Annotated in this window: 19 protein-coding genes and 2 pseudogenes; 6 read left to right on the top strand and 15 right to left on the bottom strand. The window is 45.7% G+C overall.

All coding sequences use genetic code 11. The features are described 5' to 3' along the window. The first annotated feature begins 108 nt into the window (after window positions 1-108). Window positions 109-636 (top strand): cytochrome b, encoded by a 528-nt coding sequence (locus MADE_RS18580; protein WP_080663276.1) that lies wholly within the window; start codon window positions 109-111, stop codon window positions 634-636. Between the two features lie 23 nt (window positions 637-659). Continuing rightward, on the top strand, window positions 660-1226 hold the full coding sequence (locus MADE_RS18585) for a YceI family protein (RefSeq protein ID WP_012519999.1): 567 nt from the start codon (window positions 660-662) through the stop codon (window positions 1224-1226). Window positions 1227-1292: 66 nt separating this feature from the next. On the opposite strand, the pseudogene MADE_RS18590 reads toward MADE_RS18585, so the two are convergent. Both MADE_RS18590 and MADE_RS18595 read right to left on the bottom strand, forming a co-directional pair. Further along, window positions 1293-2586 (bottom strand): annotated as a pseudogene (locus MADE_RS18590) (NAD(P)/FAD-dependent oxidoreductase). Between the two features lie 180 nt (window positions 2587-2766). Beyond that, complete coding sequence (locus MADE_RS18595) at window positions 2767-4836, bottom strand: TonB-dependent receptor (protein WP_023559970.1); 2070 nt, start codon at window positions 4834-4836, stop codon at window positions 2767-2769. A 279-nt stretch (window positions 4837-5115) separates the two neighbouring features. On the opposite strand from MADE_RS18595, the gene MADE_RS18600 reads away from it, so the two are divergent. The 3 genes from MADE_RS18600 (at window position 5116) to MADE_RS18605 (ending at window position 6653) form a co-directional block, all read left to right on the top strand. After that, the gene (locus MADE_RS18600) at window positions 5116-5559 is read left to right on the top strand and encodes a DUF2721 domain-containing protein (protein ID WP_012520003.1); all 444 of its coding nucleotides are present in this window, start codon (window positions 5116-5118) and stop codon (window positions 5557-5559) included. 208 nt (window positions 5560-5767) lie between these two features. Continuing rightward, entirely contained in the window at window positions 5768-6052 is a 285-nt protein-coding gene (locus tag MADE_RS21025; protein ID WP_232363076.1) for a LysR family transcriptional regulator, read from the top strand. Further along, window positions 6036-6653 carry a LysR substrate-binding domain-containing protein gene (locus tag MADE_RS18605; RefSeq protein ID WP_232363077.1) on the top strand — a complete coding sequence of 206 codons (618 nt, stop codon included), beginning with the start codon at window positions 6036-6038 and terminating at the stop codon, window positions 6651-6653. Before MADE_RS21025 ends, MADE_RS18605 begins: the two co-directional genes overlap by 17 nt. A 126-nt stretch (window positions 6654-6779) precedes the next feature. Here MADE_RS18605 and MADE_RS18610 read toward each other — a convergent pair whose 3' ends face one another. Further along, the gene (locus MADE_RS18610; protein WP_012520005.1) at window positions 6780-8135 is read right to left on the bottom strand and encodes an OmpP1/FadL family transporter; all 1356 of its coding nucleotides are present in this window, start codon (window positions 8133-8135) and stop codon (window positions 6780-6782) included. A gap of 391 nt (window positions 8136-8526) precedes the next feature. On the opposite strand from MADE_RS18610, the gene MADE_RS18615 reads away from it, so the two are divergent. Further along, on the top strand, window positions 8527-9525 hold the full coding sequence (locus MADE_RS18615; RefSeq protein ID WP_012520006.1) for an NADP-dependent oxidoreductase: 999 nt from the start codon (window positions 8527-8529) through the stop codon (window positions 9523-9525). A gap of 78 nt (window positions 9526-9603) precedes the next feature. Here MADE_RS18615 and MADE_RS18620 read toward each other — a convergent pair whose 3' ends face one another. The 12 genes and pseudogenes from MADE_RS18620 to MADE_RS18670 all read right to left on the bottom strand — a co-directional run bounded on the left by MADE_RS18620 (window position 9604) and on the right by MADE_RS18670 (window position 23872). Beyond that, the gene (locus MADE_RS18620) at window positions 9604-10668 is read right to left on the bottom strand and encodes a GGDEF domain-containing protein (RefSeq protein ID WP_012520007.1); all 1065 of its coding nucleotides are present in this window, start codon (window positions 10666-10668) and stop codon (window positions 9604-9606) included. A gap of 72 nt (window positions 10669-10740) precedes the next feature. After that, entirely contained in the window at window positions 10741-12666 is a 1926-nt protein-coding gene (locus MADE_RS18625) for an ATP-binding protein (protein ID WP_012520008.1), read from the bottom strand. A 19-nt stretch (window positions 12667-12685) separates the two neighbouring features. Further along, a complete protein-coding gene (locus MADE_RS18630; RefSeq protein WP_023559972.1) occupies window positions 12686-13708 on the bottom strand; it encodes an ABC transporter substrate-binding protein in 1023 nt (340 codons plus the stop codon). Window positions 13709-13831: 123 nt separating this feature from the next. Beyond that, a pseudogene (locus MADE_RS18635) lies at window positions 13832-14819 on the bottom strand (LLM class flavin-dependent oxidoreductase). A 556-nt stretch (window positions 14820-15375) separates the two neighbouring features. After that, a complete protein-coding gene (locus MADE_RS18640; protein ID WP_012520011.1) occupies window positions 15376-15894 on the bottom strand; it encodes a CBS domain-containing protein in 519 nt (172 codons plus the stop codon). An 18-nt stretch (window positions 15895-15912) separates the two neighbouring features. Next, window positions 15913-16128, bottom strand: a complete 216-nt coding sequence (locus MADE_RS20785) for a hypothetical protein (protein ID WP_201767778.1) — start codon at window positions 16126-16128, stop codon at window positions 15913-15915. Between the two features lie 155 nt (window positions 16129-16283). Then, window positions 16284-17078 carry a peptidylprolyl isomerase gene (locus MADE_RS18650; protein WP_012520013.1) on the bottom strand — a complete coding sequence of 265 codons (795 nt, stop codon included), beginning with the start codon at window positions 17076-17078 and terminating at the stop codon, window positions 16284-16286. Between the two features lie 55 nt (window positions 17079-17133). Continuing rightward, the gene (gene narI, locus MADE_RS18655; protein WP_012520014.1) at window positions 17134-17817 is read right to left on the bottom strand and encodes a respiratory nitrate reductase subunit gamma; all 684 of its coding nucleotides are present in this window, start codon (window positions 17815-17817) and stop codon (window positions 17134-17136) included. A gap of 2 nt (window positions 17818-17819) precedes the next feature. Continuing rightward, a complete protein-coding gene (gene narJ / locus MADE_RS18660) occupies window positions 17820-18560 on the bottom strand; it encodes a nitrate reductase molybdenum cofactor assembly chaperone (RefSeq protein ID WP_012520015.1) in 741 nt (246 codons plus the stop codon). Then, window positions 18560-18682, bottom strand: a complete 123-nt coding sequence (locus tag MADE_RS21265) for a hypothetical protein (protein WP_470207095.1) — start codon at window positions 18680-18682, stop codon at window positions 18560-18562. Before MADE_RS21265 ends, narJ begins: the two co-directional genes overlap by 1 nt. Window positions 18683-18692: 10 nt before the next feature. After that, entirely contained in the window at window positions 18693-20093 is a 1401-nt protein-coding gene (gene narH / locus MADE_RS18665) for a nitrate reductase subunit beta (protein ID WP_470207096.1), read from the bottom strand. A gap of 2 nt (window positions 20094-20095) precedes the next feature. Further along, window positions 20096-23872, bottom strand: coding sequence for a nitrate reductase subunit alpha (locus MADE_RS18670; RefSeq protein ID WP_012520017.1), 3777 nt, complete (start codon window positions 23870-23872; stop codon window positions 20096-20098). Between the last annotated feature and the right edge of the window lie 226 nt (window positions 23873-24098).

Consider the following 24098-nt stretch of genomic DNA (forward strand, 5'->3'; position numbering starts at 1 on the left):
CGCCGATGCATCGTTCTAAAAAAAAGAATAAATGCTTTCATTCTATGCGATTTTTAGTTGGCAAGAATGGCAATAGACTTAATGCAACTTATTACCAATGGACCGAACATGAATTTTAGGTGGCCGCGACGTATCGTCATTCTTCATTGGGTAAGTGCGTTTACTGTTATCGGTATGTTTGCTTCAGGGTTGTGGATGGTCGACCTCACCTATTACAGCGATTGGTATAAAACCGCCCCACACTGGCACAAGAGCGTTGGCTTACTGTTATTTGCTATCACCGCGCTTCGATTAATGGCGCGCGCAGCAACTTCACGTCCACCATCGTTCGGTAATACTGTTGAGAAAACACTGAGTCACGTTGGACACGCACTTTTATACACGCTGATGATTGCACTGTTTATTAGCGGGTATTTGATTTCGACTGCCGATGGCAGAGCTATTGATGTATTCAATTGGTTTTCTGTGCCTGCATTCGGGGAATTATTTGAGAACCAAGAAGTGATAGCGGGGGATGCTCACTTTTATATTGCATGGTCGCTTATTGTTCTATCAACGATACATGTCATAGCAGCATTAAAGCATCACTTTTTAAGCAAAGACGACACACTGAAGCAGATGTTACGGCTTCGTTGATACTTAAGGAAATAGGAGAAATTATGAAGAAGTTAACACTTGCCTTGGCTGCAGCTTTGTCACTTGGCACTGCTCAGGCCGCAGATTATGTAATTGATAGCAAAGGTGCTCACGCATCTATCAACTTCAAAATTCAGCATTTAGGCTACTCTTGGCTGACCGGGCGCTTTAACGATTTTAAAGGCACCTTTAGTTACGACGACAATGCCCCAACTGCAGCAAAAATCATGGTGACCATTGATACAGACAGTATCGATTCTAACCACGCAGAGCGTGATAAACACCTAAAAAGCGATGACTTTTTAAATACTGATGACTACCCAGAAGCTAAGTTTGTTAGTACAAAAGTGGTCGATAAAGGCGATGGAACGATGGATGTAATGGGTGATTTCACACTGCATGGCGTCACAAAACCTATCACTATTGAAGCGAAAAAAATTGGTGAAGGTAAAGATCCATGGGGCGGTTACCGCGCAGGCTTTATGGGCACAACGACCATTGCACTTAAAGACTATGGTATTGATTATGATCTAGGCCCAGCGTCACAAACCGTTGAGTTAGAGCTTCATGTTGAAGGCGTTGAGCAATAGCGTTTTTTTTTACAAACTCACATTAAAATAAAGCCCCGTCCTCGGGGCTTTTCTGCTCATGCGCAATTAGTGGAGTTTGAGTTTTGGGCTAATCGCTTGGCTTAACTTTTTCACCAGAAGCTTAAGCGCACCTTTAACTTTTCCATGTACTGCAAATTGATGCATGTTGTATAACGAAACATAGACCAGTTTTGCAAGACGCCCTTCAATAAACATACTGCTGTTAGATAACGACCCCATTAAGCTACCCACCGTACTGTACTTGCTCAAATGAANCTAGCGAGCCGTAGTCTTTATAGGTGAAAGCCTTGGTCTCTTTTTGGGTAAATAACGCAGTTATATTATGCCCCACAATATCTGCCATTTGGTGCGCAGACTGGGCGCGTGGCGGAACCCATTTACCGTTTTCTTGCTGGAAACCACAACAGTCGCCTAATACCCAGATATTCTTATTGGTTGAGCTTCGCAATTGCTTGTCGACCAGAATTTGATTGGCGCGATTCGTTTCAAAAAGGTCTAATTGTGTTATGAAGTCTGGCGCTTTAACCCCGGCGGCCCACACCATGAGATCAGCATCAATACGGCCGCCATCTTTGGTAATCAGCCCTTTTGCATCTGCCTCGGCAACCATGGTTTGCTCTTTTATGTCTACACCGAGCTTGTGCAGCGCTTTTCGTGCCGAGTTCGCTATTCGCTCGGGCAAAGCCGGCAAGATACGTTCACCTGCTTCAACAATTGTAATTTTTAAACGGGATGCCGACATCTCTGGCATGCCGTAAGCTTTAGATAAGTTTGCCACATGGTGAAGTTGAGCCGCCAGCTCAGTGCCGGTTGCCCCTGCGCCGACAATAGCAACCTCAAATCTTGCGTCTTTATCTTCTTGTTGGTTAATACGAATAAGCTGGTTAAGCAAGGCACGATGAAAACGTTCTGCCTGCTTCAACGAGTCGAGAAAATAACAATGCTCTGCCACCCCCGGTGTGCCAAAGTCATTACTTACGCTACCAATAGCCAATACTAACTGGTCATAGTGAACTTCCCGCTCGGGCAAAACCTGGGTTCCCTCTTCATCAACTAATGGTGCTAAGGAAATGGTTTGTGCGTCTGCGTTTAAGGAACACATCTCACCTAACTGAAAGCGATAGTGATGGGCCGCAGCGTGAATAGCGTAATCCACACCGTCTGAATGTTTATCTATGACACCCGCTGCCACTTCATGAAGTAGGGGCTTCCATATATGGGTTCGACTGCGGTCGACAAGGGTAATTTCAGCTTGTTTCTTTCTCCCGAGGGTGCGGCTTAAGCGACTGGCTAATTCAAGACCACCAGCACCGCCACCAACTATTACTATTTTTTGCATGGGTATACCTATTAACAATCATTCCACGTATATCACCTGCTAGAAGGGCTATACGTGGCATGACTGCACCCACGCTGACCTCTACAGACTACGCCTGAAGCAAATGCCCTACAAGCGAATCGCGGCGATAGTCTGCATTTTCGAGATTAATAGTTACCCATGACATGCGCTTATTTTAAATTACAGTGCGAAAGTAGCGCTTAGCATGAAGTTTCGAGGGCGACCAGGGAAGTAACGAGGGCCTGTAAAACTAGTAAAGTCAGCACGCTCAGCGTACTTGGTATCGAATACGTTGTTGATACGCGCGTGAAGCGTAATGTCATTATTAACGTTAAAACGCACTCGCGCATGCACTAAGTCATGGCCATCATATTCGTTTAAATTTTCAGCGTCAGTATAGTAGCTTGCCACATGCTGCCATTCTATTTGCGCCTGAATATTCCTTGTGACGTCATAGTTTAAGCGGGTGTTTAACTGCACCTTGGGCGCGGTATCCATATCGTTGCCTTTAATATCTAGCTCACCAGTGATTTGGCTGTGCTCATAGGTATGCCTTGCGTAAGTACCGGCGAAGTCTACGCGTAAAACATCGCTAATTTTTTGATTAAACGAAAGCTCTACGCCTCTATGCCACGTCTCTCCATTGCTCACGTTAAAAAAATTGCTGTCTCTATAAATCACGTTATCTTTTTCAAGGCTATAGAAAGAAAGGGTATAGCTGCCCCGGTCAGTGGTACCTGTAATACCAACTTCGATATTATCTGCGGTGACTGAATCTAAATCTGTTACTTCTTGAGCCCGCTGTAAACGGTACAATTCAGTGGCTTGTGGCGCACGGTAACCCCGCGCAAGGCCGCCAAATAATTGCGTAGACCCGCTCAGCTGATAGCGCAAAGAAAGCTTAGGGCTAAAACTGTCAAAGTCGTTACTGCTATCGGCTGGGCGAGAATAACGACAACCGCCAAAACCACATTGGGTACCATCTTCTCGCACACGCCCTACGTTCATATTGTTGGTGTAGTCGTATTGCATCGATTCAAAGCGCCCGCCAAAAGAAACATCCCATTTTTCGTGTTGCCAGTTTAAAGCGAAAAACGGCGCAATTAACGCTGCATCTACATCGTAATCGTAGTGCTTACCAGACGGTATGGTTTCAACTAAAAAAGCAGAACCTTCGGTAGCGCCTTGTTGAGACTGCACTAACTCGCCTTCGGTGTATTCGGCATCTATGCCTAAATCTAAGGAAACGTAATCGTTAACGATATAATTAAACTGCGACAGCACCCCTACGCCCTTCTGTGCGTTTTCTTCAAGGGGTTTGCCAGGTAGAAAGTGCATGCGAAAACGCATATCTTGATTGCGTAGGTAAGGGGTAATTGATAATCCATGTCCACCATCAAAGGACGTATTGAACTTACTCCATATCCTTAAGCTTTTTGCATTGCGAAACGCTTCGGGGTTTGGGTTACTTCTGGCAAGCTCGGTACTTTTATAGCTTTCAAAACCTTCTATATAACCTGCCGTTTCTTGGTCTAAGTGTGTATAGGTTAGGCCGCTGGTTATCACCGTGCTGTCCCACTCAATACGGTGGCGCAACGAGACTTTTTCTTGGTCGACACCTTCGTCATTTCGATAGCCAGTGTCACGGGTTAAGCTTGCAGCAATACCCACGCCACTGCTGCCAAAGTCTTTGCCTTGTTGAAGTTTAGCGCGGTGAAAACCATATGAGCCGTAATCCAAAGCGAGCTGACCAGTGCCTTGCGTAGTGTCTGGTGTAATTACGTTGATAACCCCGTGGATAGCATTAGAGCCATACAATGCAGACGCAGGGCCTTTAACTACATCAATACGCTCTGCAACCTCGCCATGCGCTTCAAACAGCTCATTGATGTTGCAAAAGCCGGCAGCGCGCAATGGTATGCCGTCTTCAGCGGCCAGTATGCCACCGCATGCCCCTGCACCTGTGAGAACCGGTGAGCGCAACGCAGGCAAATACTCCTGTCCATTTCCTCTTTGAACACCGGCGCCCGCAATGTAATTAAGCGACTCTTGAATATGCTGAAAAGAAAGCATTGAGAGCGTCTCTTCTGAAATAGATGATACCGCATAGCCCGTTGCTGTTATCTGGCCTTGAATTCGTGAAGATGTGGTCTCTATTCTTTCTATTTCATTGGCTTCCTGTGCAGCTGCCATTGTCGTTAAAAGCGATGCGGTAAACAAAGACATAGGAAACAAAGAGGGTAAGCGCATTATCTATCCTTATGCAGAAGAAAAAGTGTCGTAACTCAAAGTACTAGTGTACCGCTAATTGAGACTTAGATGGGTTAAAAACCGCTAAACTCATGTAAGTTGCTACATATCATTTCGTTTACCTGCTATAAGCATTGGCTTACACTTTGCTTTGTATTGGCATTAATATACCGACATGACCTATGCAAAAACCGCTACACACCGCTACTTGTGGTGGAAAGCTAGGAATGCATTGAGCCTGAAGTCAGTTTGAATCAGTCTTGTTCGCTGGAGGACCCGTTGGACACACTTATACCTAGCCTTTCACAACTTATTGAATTTGCCGTAGCGCCTGTATTTTTACTTACGGGTATAGCAGGCTTTCTTAATGTGATGTCATCTCGTCTTGGGCGTATATCTGACCGAGTCAGAGTAGCGGAGCGACAAATTCATACGCTGTCAGACCCACACATTGTAGATCGCTCCAAAAAAGAGATAAAAGTGCTGTGGCGCAGGGTAAAGGTGATCAATTGGGCGATTGGGCTATGCGTGGCATCAGGGCTTATGGTGTGCACCGTTATCATGGCGCTTTTTTCAGGGTCACTTTGGGTTGTTGACTTAAAAACCCCAATTATTGTTTTGTTTATACTGGCAATGATGTTTCTAATTAGTGCGCTTGTTGTTTTTCTTGTAGAGGTGAAGCTTGCGACTAACACCATCAATATGGTGCGCACCATTAGATAGCAGGTGTTGGCCTACTGGGTTAATAATTTAATAGGCGGGCAATTTGTACTGAGGGCGCACAAAAAGTAACGGTAAGCATTGTGTAAACGCCTGCTTAAAAACGCCGGTCAACGTGAAAATACGGTAGAATTCATCTATTTAGGCTGCTAATTTGTTACTAATAGAAGGGAACGATACTGCGGCCAATAGAAAGGATTAAACTAGCGCCATGAATACTAAATTACTTCGCTCCCTACAGGTTTTTATTTCGGTTACAGACAGTGGAAGCATGAGTGTCGCAGCCCGAGAACTTCACATGACAGTGTCTGCGATTAGCCAACAGCTGAGAAAGCTAGAGCACGACATCGGTCTTAGCCTTTTCAATCGAAATACGCGAAGCTTGAGCTTAACAGAAGCAGGACGCATCTATTACCAAACCAGTAAACAAATGCTGGAAACCGCAGAGCTAGCACAGCAAAAAATAGAAAGTTTGCAAGATGACCCTACCGGNTAAGATAAATATCATTGCCCCTGAAGGGTTTGGCGGCGGTTTACTCAGTGAGCCGCTTAAAAAGCTATGTGAAGAGTTTCCCAAAATTACTATCTCACTTACGATAACGGACGAACCGAAAGATATTATTGCTTCGAGTGCAGACTTAGTTCTCTGCTTTGCGCCTGTTTCAGATACTAACTTCAGCAGTTTAGAACTTGCTACCTGGAAGCGCATTTTATGCGTATCAGCACGACACCCTCTAGCGAATGAAGCCCTGAGTTCCCCGGCACAGTTAAATAGTCATGCCTATATCACACATCGCCATATTGAAGATTATGTTATGCAACATGATAGCGAAGGTGAATATGAATTGGATACCCAGCGTATAGACGTAAACTCGATGCAGACGCTGATTAAGCTAACGCAAGACGGGGTAGGTTACGCGGTATTACCAGAACCGGAAGTAAGACACTTACTCAAATCAGGTGAGATGAAGCAGCTTTTCACAGAATGGGAATTGCCTGGCTATACCGTTTATGCGGTTACCCCTAAGCGAGAGTTGGTACCCGCCAAAATCAGCGCAGCAATCACTTGCTTGCAAGATTTATTCGCCCAAATATAGACCTGCTAAAAAGGGTCAACGAGTTCTCATTGCTTGCGGTGGACAACACAACACGGAAACAAAAATGGCAGCGTTAAACGCTGCCATTTTTCTATTGTACTTCAGGTGCTCTACCCTAACGGCTAATTAGAAGCGCGTATTAAGCTGAACACTTAGAATGTGCGCTGTAGCTGACTGAGTACCGGTAAAGTTGGTAGTAAAGTCAGTTTCAGGCAGTACATCGCGAATGATGGTTCTGTCTTTATTAATATCTGCTTCGCGGCCATCAATAAATACATACGCAAGGTCAACTGACGTATCTTCGCTTACGGTATAAGTCATACCGCCAGAAACCCAGTGACGGTCAGTATCAGGGATACTAAGTGAGCGGTTCTCAACCGATACCACACCGTCGTCATAAGCATAGCCCGCACGCAAGGTAATTTCATCATTTAAGATGTAAGTTACACCAATAGACGCGCGCCAAGAATCATCGAAGTTTTCCTCTTTAATAAGGAAGTCTACACCATCTTCAAGGTTAGCTTCTAGCTTTTCGAAAGTGCTCCAGTCGGTGAAAGTAACACTTGCTTGAACAGACCACTGGTCATCAATCTTTTGATCAACAGCAAGTTCTGTAATAGCAGCAAGATTTAAATCAAGGCTACCAGGCTGATTTAGATTTATTGGGAATACCGGCGTTTCAGATGAAACCGCACCGTCTAGTTCCAGTTTGGTTTCTGCACGGTGTGAAAGCGCGATATTTGTCATTTCAGTTGGCTGCCAGAAAATACCCGCGTTCCAACCATAACCCCAGTCGTCGCCTTCCATGCTAAACAACGAGTTTCCAGTAGTAAGGGTAGGTAAGGTGATACCTAGAGCTTCAGCCGTTGGCGCAAGGCCTGCCACAGTACCTGCTAGCGTGTTTGATACACCAGAGCCAATCTCAGCTTCTGCATAAGTGATGTTCAAGCCAAAACCAATCATGAGCTGTTTGTTTACTTTGTAAGAAACAGCCGGGTTTAACGTAACGGTTTTAACCTCAGCAGTATCCGCAAAGTGAAGTGCACCAAAGTCGTCTGAATAGTCTGAACGAAGGCCGTATGTAGTGAATACACCAACACCAGCAGAAACTTCATCGTTAATAGGTGACACATAGAAGAAACCAGGTACAAAGGCTGTATCGGCAATATCGTCTTCTTGCGCGGCGGCGCCACCAACTGGAGTGTCGCCAAGGTTGTAAGTAACCGCACCATTGATGTCTACATTAGGGTCGATAAAGCTTACTGATGCACTGAACTCAGCTTCTTTAAATACACCAATTGCTGCTGGGTTAGTTGCTAAGATAGAGGCGTTCTCTGGTTTAGCTGCTTGACCCGCCATTGCGCGGCCAAGGCCATTTGCACTGTGTTCATTAACTTGGAAACCAGCTGCCAGCGCAGAAGAAGAGGCTAAAGTAGCAAGCGTTAAGCAAACTGAGGAACGTAAAGAAAACTGTTGCTTCATAAGATACTCATTGTAATAGGGGAAAATTGCAGCGGGCATTTTACGGATATGAGTACTTTTGTTCAATGCAAGTAAACGCTATTTACGCACTTTTATCGCATTTTTTACAATTTTAGCTACAACTTCGACGATTTTATAAGCACAATTGATAACCTTAGGTTAACTTGAGATAACAAAAATGTTAATTTCATTTTAATAATCTATAACTAGTATCTATTGGTACTACTATTATGTTGTTTCACTCAAATTTATAAAGTAGGTCTATATACGGTTGAGTTTATAACCATCAGCCCCACACTTTTATAAGCAGATAGCTGTGCCATAACAGGTGGCCTCGCTATCTAAAGTGCCAAGAAGGCAAACAATGTTTAACGTGTTACTGGAGGATACAATGTCAACTTACAAAGCGATTACGCTGGTTCAACGCCCCCACGATAGGAAAATTGGCCCTCACCTCTTTGAAACCAAAGAGTTAGAAGTCCCTACACCAAAAGACGGCCAGATCCTTATTAAGCAGACCCATATGTCGTTAGACCCAGCAATGCTTGGCTGGATGAGTGAAGACAGAGAAAGCTATATTCCTCCGGTAGAACTTGGCGATGTAATGCGCTCAAGTGGGGTTGGTGAAGTCGTTGAATCTAAGAACCCTGACTTCTCGGTTGGCGATAAAGTAATGGGCATGACCGGCTGGAGCGAATATGTGCTTAGTGACGGCTCTGGATTTAATAAGCTTCAGGACGGGGTAACAGAGGAAATGGCGCTCTGTGTCTTCGCTCTGCCGGGTTTAACCGCCACCACTGGACTTTATAACTTTGGTGAACCAAAGGAAGGCGAAACACTCATCGTAACCGGCGCTGCGGGCTCTGTAGGTTCAATGGTAGGCCAGCTTGCGAAGGCTGACGGGTTACGTGTTATTGGCGTTGTAGGTAGCGAGGAAAAAGCAGACTGGATTGTCAACGAGCTTGGATTTGACGGTGCAGTCAATTACAAGACCGATGATTTAGAAGAAAAGCTCACTGAGCTTACGCCAGACAAAATTGATGTGTTTTTCGAAAATACCGGCGGCCCCATTCAACATCACATCGTCAATAGAATGAATACGCATGGACGGATTGTAGTGTGCGGAATGATTGCCGACTACCAGGCGGACAACCCGTCACCAGGCCCGAACTGGATACCATTAATTAAAAAACGTATTAATATTCGCGGCTTCGCTATGCCTGATCACTGGGGTGAAATTCCAAAGATCCTAGAAAAACTGACGCCTTATGTGCAGCAAGGCAAAATTAAATACCGTGCACATACTATCGAAGGCCTCGATAATGCAGAGAAAGGGTTAAATATGCTTTTCGAAGGTAAGAACACCGGAAAAATGATTGTTAAGCTATAAAGGCTAAGCATAAGATATAGCGCGCATTGCATCGCGATGCGCGCTACATGCCATTGTTTAACGTTTCATCACTACACTTCAAACTTGAGTGATTACGAACTGGGCCTTGCCGTTTGCTTTGGCCTCGTACAGTGCTTTGTCGGCCTCATCAATTAACCAGTCAATTGAAACATCAGTGACCGATTCGGCGAATACAACCCCAATGGAGCAACTCATTAGCGGGTGCTTAGCGCCTTGCGCATGTTCTATTGCCGTTTCTTTCCACTTATCTAACAGTGCTTTCGCTTGCATTGTTGCTTGTGATTTTTCTATATCGCTTAGTACCACAATAAACTCTTCACCGCCGTAGCGCCCTAAAATATCGGTTTCGCGCTTGAAAACCTGTTTCATGATGCGCGCTTGTATTTTTATGGCTTCATCACCTTGCTGGTGACCAAAACTGTCGTTGTACTTTTTAAAGTCATCTAGATCGAGCATCATTACCGCCATCGACACCTTGTGACGTTGACTGAGTGCCACAAGCTTTTCGCTTTGCTCGCGCAGCGCTCGGCGGCTCAATAAATCAGAAAGTGGGTCAAACTTACTCAGTTTAAGCAGTCTCTCGTTCGTCTCTTTAAGCAGGTGTACACTGCGGTCTAACCGATATCTGGCATACACGCAGATAAACAAAGAGCCCGCAACAAAGGCTGCAGAGATGGGCACTCGATCACCATAAACAGGCGTAATCCACATTAACCCCAAAAAACCTAAAATGTTAATTACGTTTACCGAGACTGCTAGTTTGAAAGGAATGCCAAGGGCAAAAACACAGAAGAAGGCATATAAAATTGTACCCTCGTAAGGGAAAATGAAGCTGTGCTCTTGCCAGCACACAAAGATAAGCCAATAGTTGCTATAGGTGAGGGCCGCGAGTAAGCCCGCAAATACGTATGCTCTGTGCTGAATAAACTTACGCCAATAAGAGGCCACCACCACCGCAAATACAATAGGGAGTTGAAGTAATAAGCGGTCGAATATGTACAGCTCGTACATAGTACTAGGCAGCAGCATGAGATCGGCTGTCATGAAAACAACGATAAGCACAGCACCAATAATTAGCGCGATACGCAGGCGCTTTAACTCACTTGGTCTATTTATCTGCACATGCCACCCTAAGCAACAAAGTTAAAATTGAACGTAAGCCCATTGGCTTATTTGGTTTACGCTTGCATAACCTTAACTATTATCAGTAACTTCTTGCCCAATCGCCAGTTTCAATAGACTTTCTTGTAACGCTTCAATAGTCACAGGTTTCGTTACAATATCGTCCATACCCGCTTCTTTAAATGCGATATGACGCTCTTTGAAGGCTTCTGCGGTAAGCCCAATCACCGGGATCTGGCCAAGTGTACCGTCAAGCTTTCGAATGCGCTTAGTGGCCTCTATACCGTCCATAACCGGCATATGCACATCCATAAAGACCACATCTATGCCGCCCTCTTCAACGCGCGCGGTGGCTTTCAACCCATTATCAACATGCTCAACGTCACACTGAAGCTGCTCTAAAAGGGCTTGAGCTACAACAGCGTTAATTGCGTTGTCTTCTGCTAACAAAACTTTTAGCCCCGCTGGTACGCTAGCACCTTGTACATCACGCCCTTCATCTAAATGCGTAGAAGATTCAACCTTCAATCGAGACTGTACATTTGCGGTAACCGTAAAGCACGACCCTTCGCCAACTTTACTAACGACCTTAATATCACCACCTAACAGCTGTGCTAGCTGTCTTGCAATGGCAAGCCCAAGCCCGGTCCCGCCATATTCGCGGGTTATTGAAGAGTCTGATTGCGTAAATTTATCGAAAATATGCTCTAAGCGGTCTGGTTCAATACCAATACCCGTGTCTTTGACGGCAACCACCAAACGGTTTTCGCACACCTCTTCTGTGGACGGTTTTTTTAGTTTGGCAGAGATACTTACCGTACCTTTGTGAGTAAACTTAATCGCGTTACTCACTAAGTTAATAATGATTTGGCGAAGCTTCGTGATGTCACTGGTTACCGCCACCGAGTCCATATTTTTGCTGGTATAAACAAGCCTTGTATTATTAGCGCTTGCATTGGTACCTAATAGTGTAATCAAATCGCGGAGCATATTATCAAGAGCAAACTCAGTAACATCTATCTCTGACATACCCGATTCAATTTTAGACAAGTCCAGCACATCGTTAATTACCGTAGCAAGTATTGAGGCTGATGACTTGAGGTCACTTGCATATTGATGCTGCTTTTCTGTTAAAGGGGTATCAAGAAGCAGTGTTGCAAGCCCTTGTATTCCATTAAGTGGCGTACGTATTTCATGACTCATTACCGCAAGAAAATCGGTCTTCGCGCGGTTAGCTTGCTGCGCTTGTGCAACATACTGCTCAATCTCACCAGACATCGCTTCTACGTCTCTAGCAAGGCGACCTAACTCGTCATTTTGCTGTAGGTCAATATTGACCTTCTTATGATCTAAAGCAATTCGACTTGCAGCAGATTTAATTTTCTCGATGGGAGATACCACAAAGACTTGCGTCACTTTGCCCATTAAAAGGCTGACAATAACCACCGCAAACAACGTAACTAAAGAGGTGAGCGACGCGATGGTAGACAAAGAAGATTGAAGCGAATCGGCCGGCTGTAAAATCGTAACTTTCCAATTCCAGGGCGCGAATTCAGCGCAGGCAAACAGCACGTCAGCATCGTTGACGTTAGACTCTCCGAACGCCACGCTGCGATTTGCAATGGTAGCCTTATTGGCGTTTTCAACATCAAGCACCAACGGGCGCGTCATGGTGCTAAAAATTACCGTTTCAGTGCTTTTATCGGTTATTGCGAAGTGTCTATCAGTGGTTTGATGAAGTGACTTTAATTCTTCAAATACCTCTTTTTGATAGGCATCCCTAAATACCGGCACGTTCTCTAAGCCAGATTCAATAAGCAAATCACGCCGCTCATCAATGATTTCAAGTACGTTTAACGAGAGCGTTTGAGTAAGCAGCTGATACTCTCTTTCTCTTACCGAGTCGTACGCCGTTAAGTAGGCCCAATACCCTGTAAGTGCCATTCCAATTAACAAAATTGGAATGTAAATAATCAATAGTTTCGATTTAATACGCATACTTACTTCTAACTAGGCCTTATTGATACACATGTTCTTTGGAAAGCTTTAAATAGCTTGAGGGGATGGGCAATTGCAGCTGAATTGCCGTAGAGACATTTACGGCTACTGAGTAGGTGTCCATTTTCACCACCGGAATCTCCATCGCCGATTTTTTTTCTAATATCAGTTTCGCTTTTCTTGCCGCTGACTTTCCTATGCTGCTTGGCTCTGAAACCACGCCAATTAGCGCACCCTCTTTAACCGCTGCAATACTTTCTGCGAACAAAGGGAGTAACCCGGTTTCTTTTTTTACTTTTTTCACCAAATTGGAGGCTACGGCCAGTGGACCTGAAGAAAGCCAGTAACCATCCAGCTCAATCGCTTTTTCCTGTAAAATATCAGTAATTCTATCCGTCATTTCTAGAAGCCCTGCATCACCCTCTAAATATGGGGTACTGATGGGCACCAAGTTAATGTTTTTATATTGACCGTCTATCGTAAGCAGTTGATTAACCAAATTACTTGAAGATGGGTAGGTAGAATGTACTAACCCGATAGTCAGCGGTGTATCCGGTTTAGATGCTTTTAGCACACCTTCCAACATATCAAGCTTTACTTTTGCATCTAGCACGTGGGACTCACCCGTCATATTGCGCTTACTGATTGCGCCAATCGCCGGCACTATGCCCTCTTCCACCGGCGCCGAAACAACCATGAATAGTTTTGGCACATCAAGAAAGTCATCTGACGCATTTAACGCACGAGTAGCAAGTGTAGCTGCCGAAACAATAAGATCAGGTGCCGGCTTATCCGCCAGTTCTTTTAGGATAGCTTTTGCTCGAATTTCTGAACCTTCGGCGTTGTATATCGTTATATTGAGTTCATGGTCTGGCATGATACGCGCTAATTCTTTTTCGAATTCCACACGCGATTCGGTAACAATGGGGACAGGTAGGGTTTCTATTATAACAAGGTCAATCGTCTCGCTCGCCCATGCAGCCCTTGCACTTAACACGAGAGAAAAGAACGTAAACAACAAGGAAACGCTGACCTTTGTCATGATTGTGAACCTTAAACAAACAACTGAAAAACGCGACTAAAGTCGTATCATAAAGTTATTCGACGGTTATGCATAGGAGAAGTTATAACCAACGAGCGAGAACTGGTAATAACGGTCCGTGAATTAGGTAGCGATGTCCGCAAACGCCTTAACACTGAACAAACGAGCATCTATGTCGTAAATTGGCATAGAAACAATAATCTCATCAATTTGTGTCGCCTCTACGAAGTCGTTGAGCTTTTCCTTCACCGTCTCCTTGGACCCCACCAAGGCGTACCTAAGTACGTTAGCTAGCATTGCTTCATCTGATGCAGTGCAATAGTTATCAAAGTCTGCCATCGGCNTTGGCAAAGGGCTTGTTTAAGCCCCGGCGCATATTCATAAACTGCTGTTTGACCGAAGTAAATAAAAGCTCAGCTTCTTCATCAGTCTCTGCAATCACCACCATGACACCTGCCATGGCTTGTGGTGCTGACAATTGCGATGAAGGCTTAAACATATTGCGGTAGACATGCAGTGCATCGAATAGCGCATCGGGCGCAAAATGGGAGGCAAACGAATAAGGCAAGCCCATCTTCGCCGCTACTTGCGCACTGTAAAGGCTAGAACCTAGCAGCCATAGCGGTACGTGGGTATCAGCCCCTGGTACGGCCACAATTGGCTGACTGTCTTGTGGTGTGCCAAGATAGTGCTGTAGCTCTTGAATGTCTTGAGGATAATTATCCACATCGCTTTGTAAATTACGACGAAGTGCCCTTGCAGTGGCCATATCCGTGCCGGGAGCGCGGCCAAGACCTAACTCTACACGCCCAGGAAACAACTCCGCTAAGGTGCCAAATTGCTCTGCAATTACCAAAGGTGCATGGTTAGGCAGCATAATGCCACCTGCACCAATCTTAATGCTAGAGGTAGCATTGCCAATGTGGGTTAGCACGACAGAGGTAGCTGAACTCGCCACACCGTGCATGCCGTGATGCTCGGCCAACCATACACGCTCGTAGCCACTGCGCTCAGCTTCAACTGCCATCAGCTTCGAGTTGTTTAGCGCGTCTTTAACGCCAAACCCTTCAGATATTGGCGCTAAATCTAGCAATGAATAGGGTATAGCCATGTTGCCTCGCAATGTGGAAAATTGGTAATGACTTATAAGTATGAACGTGTCGTCCGTTTTACAACGGTTGTTTTAGTTATGTAAGACGGGCGGGTAGGGTTTGTCGATGAAGTGGCGAACAATAAAGAGGTGTGTAGGCACCATGCCGTTTTACTTTCTCTCAGAGACCGCAATCAATACACGAAAAAGCCTGCGATTTTGTCATTCGCAGGCTTTGTTTTTAAGCAAATAGATGTAGATTGACAAAAAACTATCATACTAAAGAGAGTATAAGTTATTGATTTTATAAATCCCAACTTATCCGATGAATCAAAAAGTATCATCCTATTCGAATAGATTGGTGTGGAGATCACTCAAATCTGATACAAAAAAGTTTCATACTATCAATTAAATATTGAAGCGCATTTTAGGACAAGCTAACGCAAAAGTTTGAAACCTAAATTTTTAGACGGACTATTTGACTAAGAAACTATATGATTTCATTGGTTCTGCGTAATCCTCTTTCAAAAACTGGTTATTAATAATAAGGCCTTTCACAGAACAACTCTATGCTTTATTAATCTGCCGCGGGGCATTGCATAACCCAGTTAAGGATATCCATGGCAGTAACCACACCAATCAGCACTGATTCACGCGTAACAAATAACCGATGGATGTCATGCGACTCGATGATGTTATACGCCTCTGAAATAGGCCTTTTCTCGTCAATTGAAAACACTTCTGGGGTCATTATAGAGTTGACCGTGCAATAATCAGATGCGCGTGACTTTATCCGATCAATTTCTGATTGCAGCACGGTACCCTGTGGCCCAATGTAGTGTTGAATGATTTTCTCAATCTCTTTTTCATCTGGGCTGCTGCCTTCAAATTTCACAACATCAGTTTGTGTAACAACACCGACAAGGGTTTCATCAGATGCAATAACTGGAGCACCAGTTATTTTATGCTTCGCAAAAAACTCTGAGAGTTTTTTGATAGACCAGCCTTCATAAACTGTCAGTAAATCTGCACTGGCAATTGCTGCTACAGGGTATTTTTCTAGCAAATCCAGCACTGTTGTACTATCACTTACCATGTTTCCATTCCTTCTCAGTTAAAGGCAGCCACCACAACTACCGCATCGCCAGTCATTTTGATTTACCGCCTCATAAAACCACTCAACATGCTGTTCATCGAATGGGATGTCGTAACGCTCAAACAGCGGCACAAGCCAGTTTGCTTGCTCCTCAATCCATTCATGGATCTCCAGTCCTTCTATGTATTCTTCATCATCAGGGAATAGCCAACTGAAAATACCGCGTGTGTCCATATGGTTCTCGGCTTTTGCCGACGGCAATTCCAAAAGTTGTTGGTTAAAGCAGATTTCCCAATGGCCCAAACAGAGCGTGTGTCCTTGCGCCGTCCATCGCGCCGTGAAGGGATTCGTCATCTTTTACCCCACCACTTTATCGAGTTTAAACAACACTACTGCATTAACATAGAATCATCGAATTCAAACTTGAAACCTTGTATATCTGCTTCGCTAACGAGTCGATGCAAATACTGCGACAGTGCTTTACGGTGAACCTTATCATTAAGATATTGTTTTATCTTCTCTCTCACCATATCGAAGGAAAGCGGTTTGCCGTCTACTTTTCTGGCAACAAGAACTACATGGTAACCATAGCGAGTCTCTACCGGCTGAGGCATCAGCCCCTCACTGGCGGCAAAAACCTGGCGTTCAAACTCCCTTACTGTCTGACCATAGGAAAGCTGACCTAAGCTGCCGTCAACATCTTTGGAAGGGCATGAAGAAAACTGTTTCGCCAACTCTCCAAGAGTAGATTCTCCGCCTTGTAACTTATGAATTAAGTTAACCGCCAATGCATGAGACTCTGCCCTGTGTTCAAGATCCTTCGGGTCTGATGCAATCAGTATGTGACTTGCTTCAATTAGCGGAGCTGTTTTGAACGTACCCTTGTTTGCGCTGTAATAGCGCTCGCATTCCTCGGTGGTTGCCTCCGGTACGCAGACTTCAGAGGCTAACAGGCTATCAATCAATTGACTGTTTTGTTCAATTGCATCTGATTTAGGGTTGAGTGGGATCCCTTTTTCCATCGCTTTTTGCGTAACCAGCTCACCGATGATCAGTGTTTCTGCCGCTTTTACCATCGCTTGTCGGCGTGATTCGGCAGGATGATACTGAACCTCAGCGTCGATCATCGCCGCGCTAATGGTTTTCCCGTTTACCGTAATATCTGGTGTGTTTGTAAGTGACATAGTCAATCCTACTTAAAAAAGGAGGCTTCCTTGCCCCAATGAGTGATTGTGGAAATTATGCTCTTGAACGAACAACCTGATAGCTTCTGCGAACATACTGCACAGGAACGCTCCAGATATGCACCAACCTGCTAAATGGGAATAGTACGAACAACGTAATACCCAAAGTAACGTGGAACTTGTAAACCGGATGAACGGTTGAAATAAACTCTACTGCTTCAACAGGTCTGAATGTCAGTAAGTACCGAGACCAGCTCATCAGGTTATACATCACAGCACCATCCATATGACCTGAAGAGATCACAATGGTAAACATACCCACGATTAACTGAAGATAGATAAGCAATAAAATGCCGGTGTCCATCTTGCTGCTGTTGGCGCGGATCCTGGGGTCAAACAGTCGGCGTTTTACCAACATGGTTAAACCAATGAAGCATAAGACACCAAAGAAGCCACCAACGCCCATGGCGATCACTTGCTTAGTTGCGAGTGAAATTCCAAGTGCGTGCCAAATCTCCCAAGGCAAGACAAGGCCGGCAAAATGCCCCAATAAGATCGCAATGATCCCGACATGGAACAAAATGTTGGCTATCCGAAAGTTTTTGCTGCTTAGCATCTGGCTTGAACCCGTTTTCCAACTGTATTGCTCTCGGTCATAGCGCAGAAGACTGCCGAGAAAGAAAATCCCGGTTGCGATATAAGGATAGATGCCAAAAAAGAACATATCTAAAAACGCCATAACTAGCTCCTTATTGCTTGCTCAGCCGCTTGGGCTGACGAAGTATCTATAAAACTGATGGGGACATCCTGGTCGCGACGTTGTGTCTCAGTAGGTCGATTGACCTGAGAGGGGCAACCGCCGTTTACTGCATCGCCACCAAAAGTAACAGCTTCTTCTTCCCAGACTTTGTCCAACGCCTTTTTGGTATCATCACGTTTTTCATCTTTGACTTGCTCACGTAATGCCTGCACATCAATAGCCGCCTCAGAAAGTGCAACTAGTGCTGAAAAGACAGCACTGTAGTTGCAGTCTCGTTTTTCTAGACGCACTTGGAGAAGAGCAAGGATCGGTGCAATGTCCTGCAACCAACCTTTGCCATTCTCGCTGCCTTGTGTGCTAACGAACTCAAGAAACAATGGGATATAATCAGGTAACTCTCTGACACCTATGTCCAGGCCTGCTGCTCGGTACTGTTCAAGCAAGTTGACCATTGCTTGGCCCCTGTCGCGCGATTCACCATGAATATGTTCATAAATGAGCAGCGAGAGTGAACGACCCCGTTCAAACAAACCATCATAGTCAGCCTGCCAATCAAGCAAGCTGTCTGAGAAGCGCTGATCGACAAATGCGAGCAGACTCGCTTTGTTGGTTTCATCAAGCGCGGCATCGTTTGCAATGATTTCTGCAACATCGATTCCGTGCTCATAAAGCGCTTCTGTCGGGTAATCAAGAAGTCTTGAAAGGACTTTTAAAGTTTCCATTAATCTTGTACCTCCACAGGGATGACTTGACGAACGGTTTGTTTTTTACCACCAAATAAGTCTGTACTGCTGTCTCCGCCACTACAGCCGTTACCGAAGCTGAAGCCACAACCTGATTTCATGTCATAGGCATCAGCTGCATACGCTTTGTGGCTTGTCNGGAATGACAAATCTGTCTTCGTAGTTGGCAAGTGCCATATAACGATACATTTCTTCAACTTGCGCAACACTGAGACCAGCTTGTTCCAGTGCTTCCAGATTTTCTTCACCGTCTACTTGTTGTGAACGTTTGAATTTACGCATTGCCATCATGCGTTTTAAAGCATGTTCAACTGGTGCTTCGTCACCTGCAGTTAACATATTGGCCAAGTACTTCATCGGAATACGCAGTGCTTTTAAGTCTGGGAAGACACCATCCATTGGCACACTACCGGCCTCAACTGCGCTCTGAATTGGGCTTAAAGGCGGCACATACCAAACCATTGGCAGAGTGCGGTATTCAGGGTGTAAAGGCAGAGCAACTTTCCAGTCCATGGCCATCTTGTAAACCGGAGACTCCTGAGCCGATTTTAACCAGGCGTCTGGAATACCTTCTTTGCGTGCTGCTTCCTGTACCGCCTCATCGAATGGGTCGAGGAAGATATCGCACTGCGCTTGGTAAAGATCCTTATCATTGGCAACACTGGCGGCTTCTTCGACGCGGTCAGCATCATAGAGCATAACGCCTAAGTAGCGAATACGACCAACACAGGTCTCAGAACAGACGGTGGGTTGGCCAGCCTCAATACGTGGATAGCAGAAAATACATTTCTCAGATTTGCCGGTTTTCCAGTTGTAATAGATTTTCTTGTACGGGCAACCACTGACACACATTCTCCAGCCGCGACACTTGTCCTGATCAATCAATACAATGCCGTCTTCTTCACGCTTGTAAATTGCCCCTGATGGGCAAGACGCCACACACGCAGGATTGATGCAATGCTCACACAAGCGAGGTAGATACATCATGAAAGTCTTTTCAAATTCGCCGTACATATCGGCCTGGATCTGATTGAAGTTGCTGTCAGCTCGACGCTTGGAAAACTCGGTACCGAGGATTTCTTCCCAATTAGGGCCCCAGTCAATTTTTTCCATCCGCTGACCCGTAATCAATGAACGAGGACGTGCGACAGGCTGGTGTTTACTTTCACCAGCTTTATGCAAATGCTGATAGTCGAAATCGAACGGCTCGTAGTAATCATCAATACCCGGCAGATCAGGGTTGGCGAAAATGTTGGCCAGAATGCGCAGCTTGCCACCCTGCTTAGGTGTCAATTTGCCATTGCTATGCCGAGTCCAACCACCGTTCCATTTTTCCTGATTCTCCCACTCCTTGGGATAGCCAATGCCCGGTTTGGTTTCGACATTATTGAACCATGCGTACTCGACACCTTCACGCGATGTCCATACATTCTTACAAGTTACAGAGCAGGTGTGGCAACCGATACATTTGTCAAGGTTGAGCACCATGCCTATTTGAGCTCTAACTCTCATGATTAGCCCTCCGCTCCAAAGTTGTTAAATTCATCTGCATTCTGTTCGACGCTGTCATCGTCCAACCAATCGACTTTCGCCATTTTTCTCACAATAACGAATTCGTCGCGGTTACATCCGACAGTACCGTAGTAGTTAAATCCGTAGGCTTGCTGCGCATAACCACCGATCATGTGCGTAGGTTTCATCACCGCTCGCGTAACTGAGTTGTGGATACCACCACGAGTCTTGGTCACCTCTGAACCAGGCACGTTTACGATACGTTCCTGGGCGTGGTACATCATACTCATACCCTCCGGTACGCGCTGCGAAACTACCGCTCTGGCCGCAATCGCACCGTTGACGTTGAAGACTTCGATCCAATCGTTGTCGACAATACCTGCGCGCTGCGCGTCAGGTTCAGAAATCCATACAATCGGGCCGCCGCGAGACAATGTAAGCATCAACAAGTTGTCTGAATAGGTGCTGTGGATCCCCCACTTCTGGTGTGGTGTTATCCAGTTCAGCGCAATCTCTGTGTTGCCATTAGGTTGTTTGTTCATCATTGGCTTAACGGTTTTGAGATTGATTGGTGGCTTATACAGGCACATGGTTTCTCCAAAATCGCGCATCCATTCATGATCCTGATAGAACTGTTGACGACCTGTGACTGTGCGCCAAGGAATGTACTCATGCACGTTGGTATAACCTGCGTTATATGAGACGTGTTCATCTTCTAAGCCTGACCAAGTCGGCGAGCTGATGATCTTGCGCGGTTGTGCCTGCACATCTCTGAAGCGGATCTTTTCCTCTTCTTTGGGTTTGGCCAGATGAGTGTGATCCAGTCCGGTAAACTCGCCAAGGGCAGACCATGCTTTCACTGCAACCTGGCCGTTAGTTTCCGGCGCAAGTGAAAGAATCACTTCCGCCGCATCAATAGCTGTTTCAATTTTGGGGCGACCTTTATTCGCGCCTTCTTCAACATGGCGACGATTTAGCTGACCAAGGAATTCAACCTCTGCATCGGTGTTCCAATTAATGCCTTTGCCACCATTGCCAAGTTTTTCAAGCAACGGCCCAACTGATGTGAAACGTGCATAGGTGTTTGGATAGTCGCGCTCAACCACAATCATATTCGGCGCAGTCTTGCCTGGGATAAGGTCACATTCACCTTTCCACCAGTGCTTCACACCAAAAGGTTGTGCAATTTCCGCTGGCGTATCGTGCAGAATCGGTAAGGTGACCAAATCTTTCTCTACACCCAAGTGGCCAACCGCCGTTTTTGAGAATTGCTTGGCGATGCCCTTGAAAATATCCCAGTCAGAACGAGACTCCCACACTGGGTCTACCGCCGCACTCAATGGGTGAATAAACGGGTGCATATCAGAGGTATTGAGATCGTCTTTCTCGTACCAGGTTGCGGTTGGTAGAACGATGTCTGAGTACAGACAGGTGGTTGACATGCGGAAGTCCAAAGTCACCAACAAGTCAACTTTACCTTCTGCTGCTTCATCGACCCATTTTATGTCCTCCGGTTTTTTACCACCGTCTTCACCGAGATCTTTGCCCATCAAGCCGTGTTTTGTACCGAGTAAATGACGGAGCATGTATTCGTGGCCTTTCCCTGAGGAACCAAGCAAGTTCGAGCGCCAAATAAACAAATTACGCGGATAGTTTTGCGGGTTCTCAGGCTCCAAGCAGGCAAAATTCAATTCACCGCTTTTGAGTTGTTCCACGGCGTAGTCTTGTGGCGACTTACCGGCAGCTTCTGCATCTCTGCAAAGCTGAAGCGGATTCATGCCGAGTTGCGGTGCGGATGGTAACCAGCCCATACGTTCGGCTCGACTGTTGAAATCAATAATCGAACCAGACCATTTGTCTTTATTTGCCATCGGAGAAATGACCTCGGTCATCTCCAACTTCTCATAGCGCCACTGGCTTGAATGATTGTAAAAGAAAGACGTTCCATTCATATGGCGCGGTGGACGTTGCCAGTCAAGACCAAACGCCAGCGGTTGCCAGCCAGTTTGTGGCCGCAGTTTCTCTTGACCCACATAGTGTGCCCAACCGCCACCACTTTGACCGATACAACCACACATCATCAGCATATTGATGAGACCACGGTAGTTCATGTCCATGTGATACCAATGGTTCATACCTGCACCAACGATAACCATAGAGCGACCTTTGGTCTTATCCGCGTTGGATGCGAATTCTCGCGCGACTTTAATCACATCTGCGCGGGGTACGCCGGTGATTTGTTCCTGCCAGGCCGGGGTGTAGGGAATGTCTTGATCGTAGCTGCTGGCAACATTCGGATCGTCATAACCATTGTCAACACCGTAGTTGGCAAGGGTTAAGTCAAACACAGTGGCAACATAGGCTTCAGACCCATCAGCAAGTTTGATTTTCTTCGCTGGCACTTTGCGCTGTAACACGTCGTCATGCTCGGTATTCTGGAAGTAGCCAAATTCATGCTCAGCACCACCAAAGTATGGGAATGCAACACTTACCAGCTCATCGTGGCTACCTTTCAGGCTTACACGCAAGTCGAGTTCATCCCCAGATTTACCATCAGTTTGGGTGATATTCCACTTACCTTTTTCACCCCAGCGATAACCAACTGATCCAGTGGGCGAAACCAATTCGCCATCCTTATCGTTAATGGAGATAGTTTTCCATTCTGGATTGTTGTCTTGACCAAGTTGACCATCTAAATCTGACGCTCTGAGGAAACGCCCCTGATGCAAACTACCGTCTTCAGCTTTGTCCAACATGACCAAGACGGGGAAGTCGGTGTAACGCTTCACGTAGTCGGCGAAGTAGGCTGATGGTTTCTCAACATGGAATTCTTTGAGAATAACGTGGCCAAATGCCATCGCTAGTGCCGCATCGGTTCCTTGTTTAGGTGCCAGCCATTGGTCGGTTAACTTCGCCACTTCGGAATAATCAGGCGTGATACCGATGACTTTCGTACCTTTGTATCGCACTTCGGTGAGGAAGTGCGCATCAGGTGTCCGTGTTTGCGGAACGTTTGAGCCCCAGCAAATAATGTAGTTTGAGTTGTACCAATCAGCCGACTCTGGTACATCGGTCTGTTCACCCCAAATCTGCGGGGAAGCAGGTGGCAAATCACAGTACCAGTCATAGAAACTTAGGCAATTGCCACCTATCAATGACAGATAGCGCGCGCCTGCGGCGTAGGAAACCATAGACATAGCTGGGATTGGTGAAAAGCCACTAATACGATCAGGGCCGTAAGTTTTTGCCGTATATACATTCGCAGCCGCGATTATCTCATTGGCCTCGTTCCACTTAGCGCGAACAAATCCCCCCAGGCCTCGTTGTTGTTTATATTCCTTGGCTTTTGCAGGATCCTCGACAATCGAGCGCCATGCCTCTACCGGATCTTTGTATTGAGCTTTAGCTGCTCGCCACAGTTTTACCAAGCGTTTACGGATTTTTGGATGCTTGAGACGATTGGCACTGTAAATATACCAAGAGTAACTTGCGCCCCTTGGGCAACCTCTGGGCTCATGGTTAGGAAGATCTGGTCGTGTACGTGGGTAATCAGTTTGCTGCGTTTCCCAGGTTACCAATCCATCTTTCACGTAGATTTTCCAGGAGCATGACCCGGTACAATTGACACCATGGGTTGAACGCACAACTTTGTCATGCTGCCAGCGACGGCGATATCCGTCTTCCCACCCTCTATTTTCATTCGTGGTAACCCCGTGACCGTTCGAAAACGGCTCCTCGTTACGTTTGAAGAACTGCAATCTGTCTAAAAAATGACTCACGCCAGACTCCTTTATTAATGGAATAGCAACGATACGATGCGCTGCAAACTCAAGCTCTATATGGATTAAAGTGTATTGTTATTCGCTCGGCAAGAGCCTGAAAATAGTGGTAAACAAGGGAGTTACCACCAAAGAGGTAGAGGCGTTTTTTAGCTTTCCCTTTGTATTAAAGGGGTCTAGACTGATGTCATTAAGAACTAATTACAAATTAAGCGTAGACTAATCT

It is taken from the genome of Alteromonas mediterranea DE (genome assembly GCF_000020585.3).
GTDB classification, from domain to species: domain Bacteria; phylum Pseudomonadota; class Gammaproteobacteria; order Enterobacterales; family Alteromonadaceae; genus Alteromonas; species Alteromonas mediterranea.

Excerpts from the sequence above, each read along its gene's own strand:
- MADE_RS18580 (WP_080663276.1), top strand. The coding sequence starts at position 109 with ATGAATTTTAGGTGGCCGCGACGTATCGTCATTCTTCATTGGGTAAGT.
- MADE_RS18615 (WP_012520006.1), top strand. The coding sequence starts at position 8,527 with ATGTCAACTTACAAAGCGATTACGCTGGTTCAACGCCCCCACGATAGG.
- MADE_RS18640 (WP_012520011.1), bottom strand. The coding sequence starts at position 15,894 with ATGGTAAGTGATAGTACAACAGTGCTGGATTTGCTAGAAAAATACCCT.
- MADE_RS20785 (WP_201767778.1), bottom strand. The coding sequence starts at position 16,128 with ATGGACACACGCGGTATTTTCAGTTGGCTATTCCCTGATGATGAAGAA.
- MADE_RS18610 (WP_012520005.1), bottom strand. The coding sequence starts at position 8,135 with ATGAAGCAACAGTTTTCTTTACGTTCCTCAGTTTGCTTAACGCTTGCT.
- MADE_RS18595 (WP_023559970.1), bottom strand. The coding sequence starts at position 4,836 with ATGCGCTTACCCTCTTTGTTTCCTATGTCTTTGTTTACCGCATCGCTT.
- narJ (WP_012520015.1), bottom strand. The coding sequence starts at position 18,560 with ATGGAAACTTTAAAAGTCCTTTCAAGACTTCTTGATTACCCGACAGAA.
- MADE_RS18585 (WP_012519999.1), top strand. The coding sequence starts at position 660 with ATGAAGAAGTTAACACTTGCCTTGGCTGCAGCTTTGTCACTTGGCACT.
- narI (WP_012520014.1), bottom strand. The coding sequence starts at position 17,817 with ATGGCGTTTTTAGATATGTTCTTTTTTGGCATCTATCCTTATATCGCA.
- MADE_RS18650 (WP_012520013.1), bottom strand. The coding sequence starts at position 17,078 with ATGTCACTTACAAACACACCAGATATTACGGTAAACGGGAAAACCATT.
- MADE_RS18630 (WP_023559972.1), bottom strand. The coding sequence starts at position 13,708 with ATGACAAAGGTCAGCGTTTCCTTGTTGTTTACGTTCTTTTCTCTCGTG.
- MADE_RS18625 (WP_012520008.1), bottom strand. The coding sequence starts at position 12,666 with ATGCGTATTAAATCGAAACTATTGATTATTTACATTCCAATTTTGTTA.
- MADE_RS21265 (WP_470207095.1), bottom strand. The coding sequence starts at position 18,682 with ATGAAATCAGGTTGTGGCTTCAGCTTCGGTAACGGCTGTAGTGGCGGA.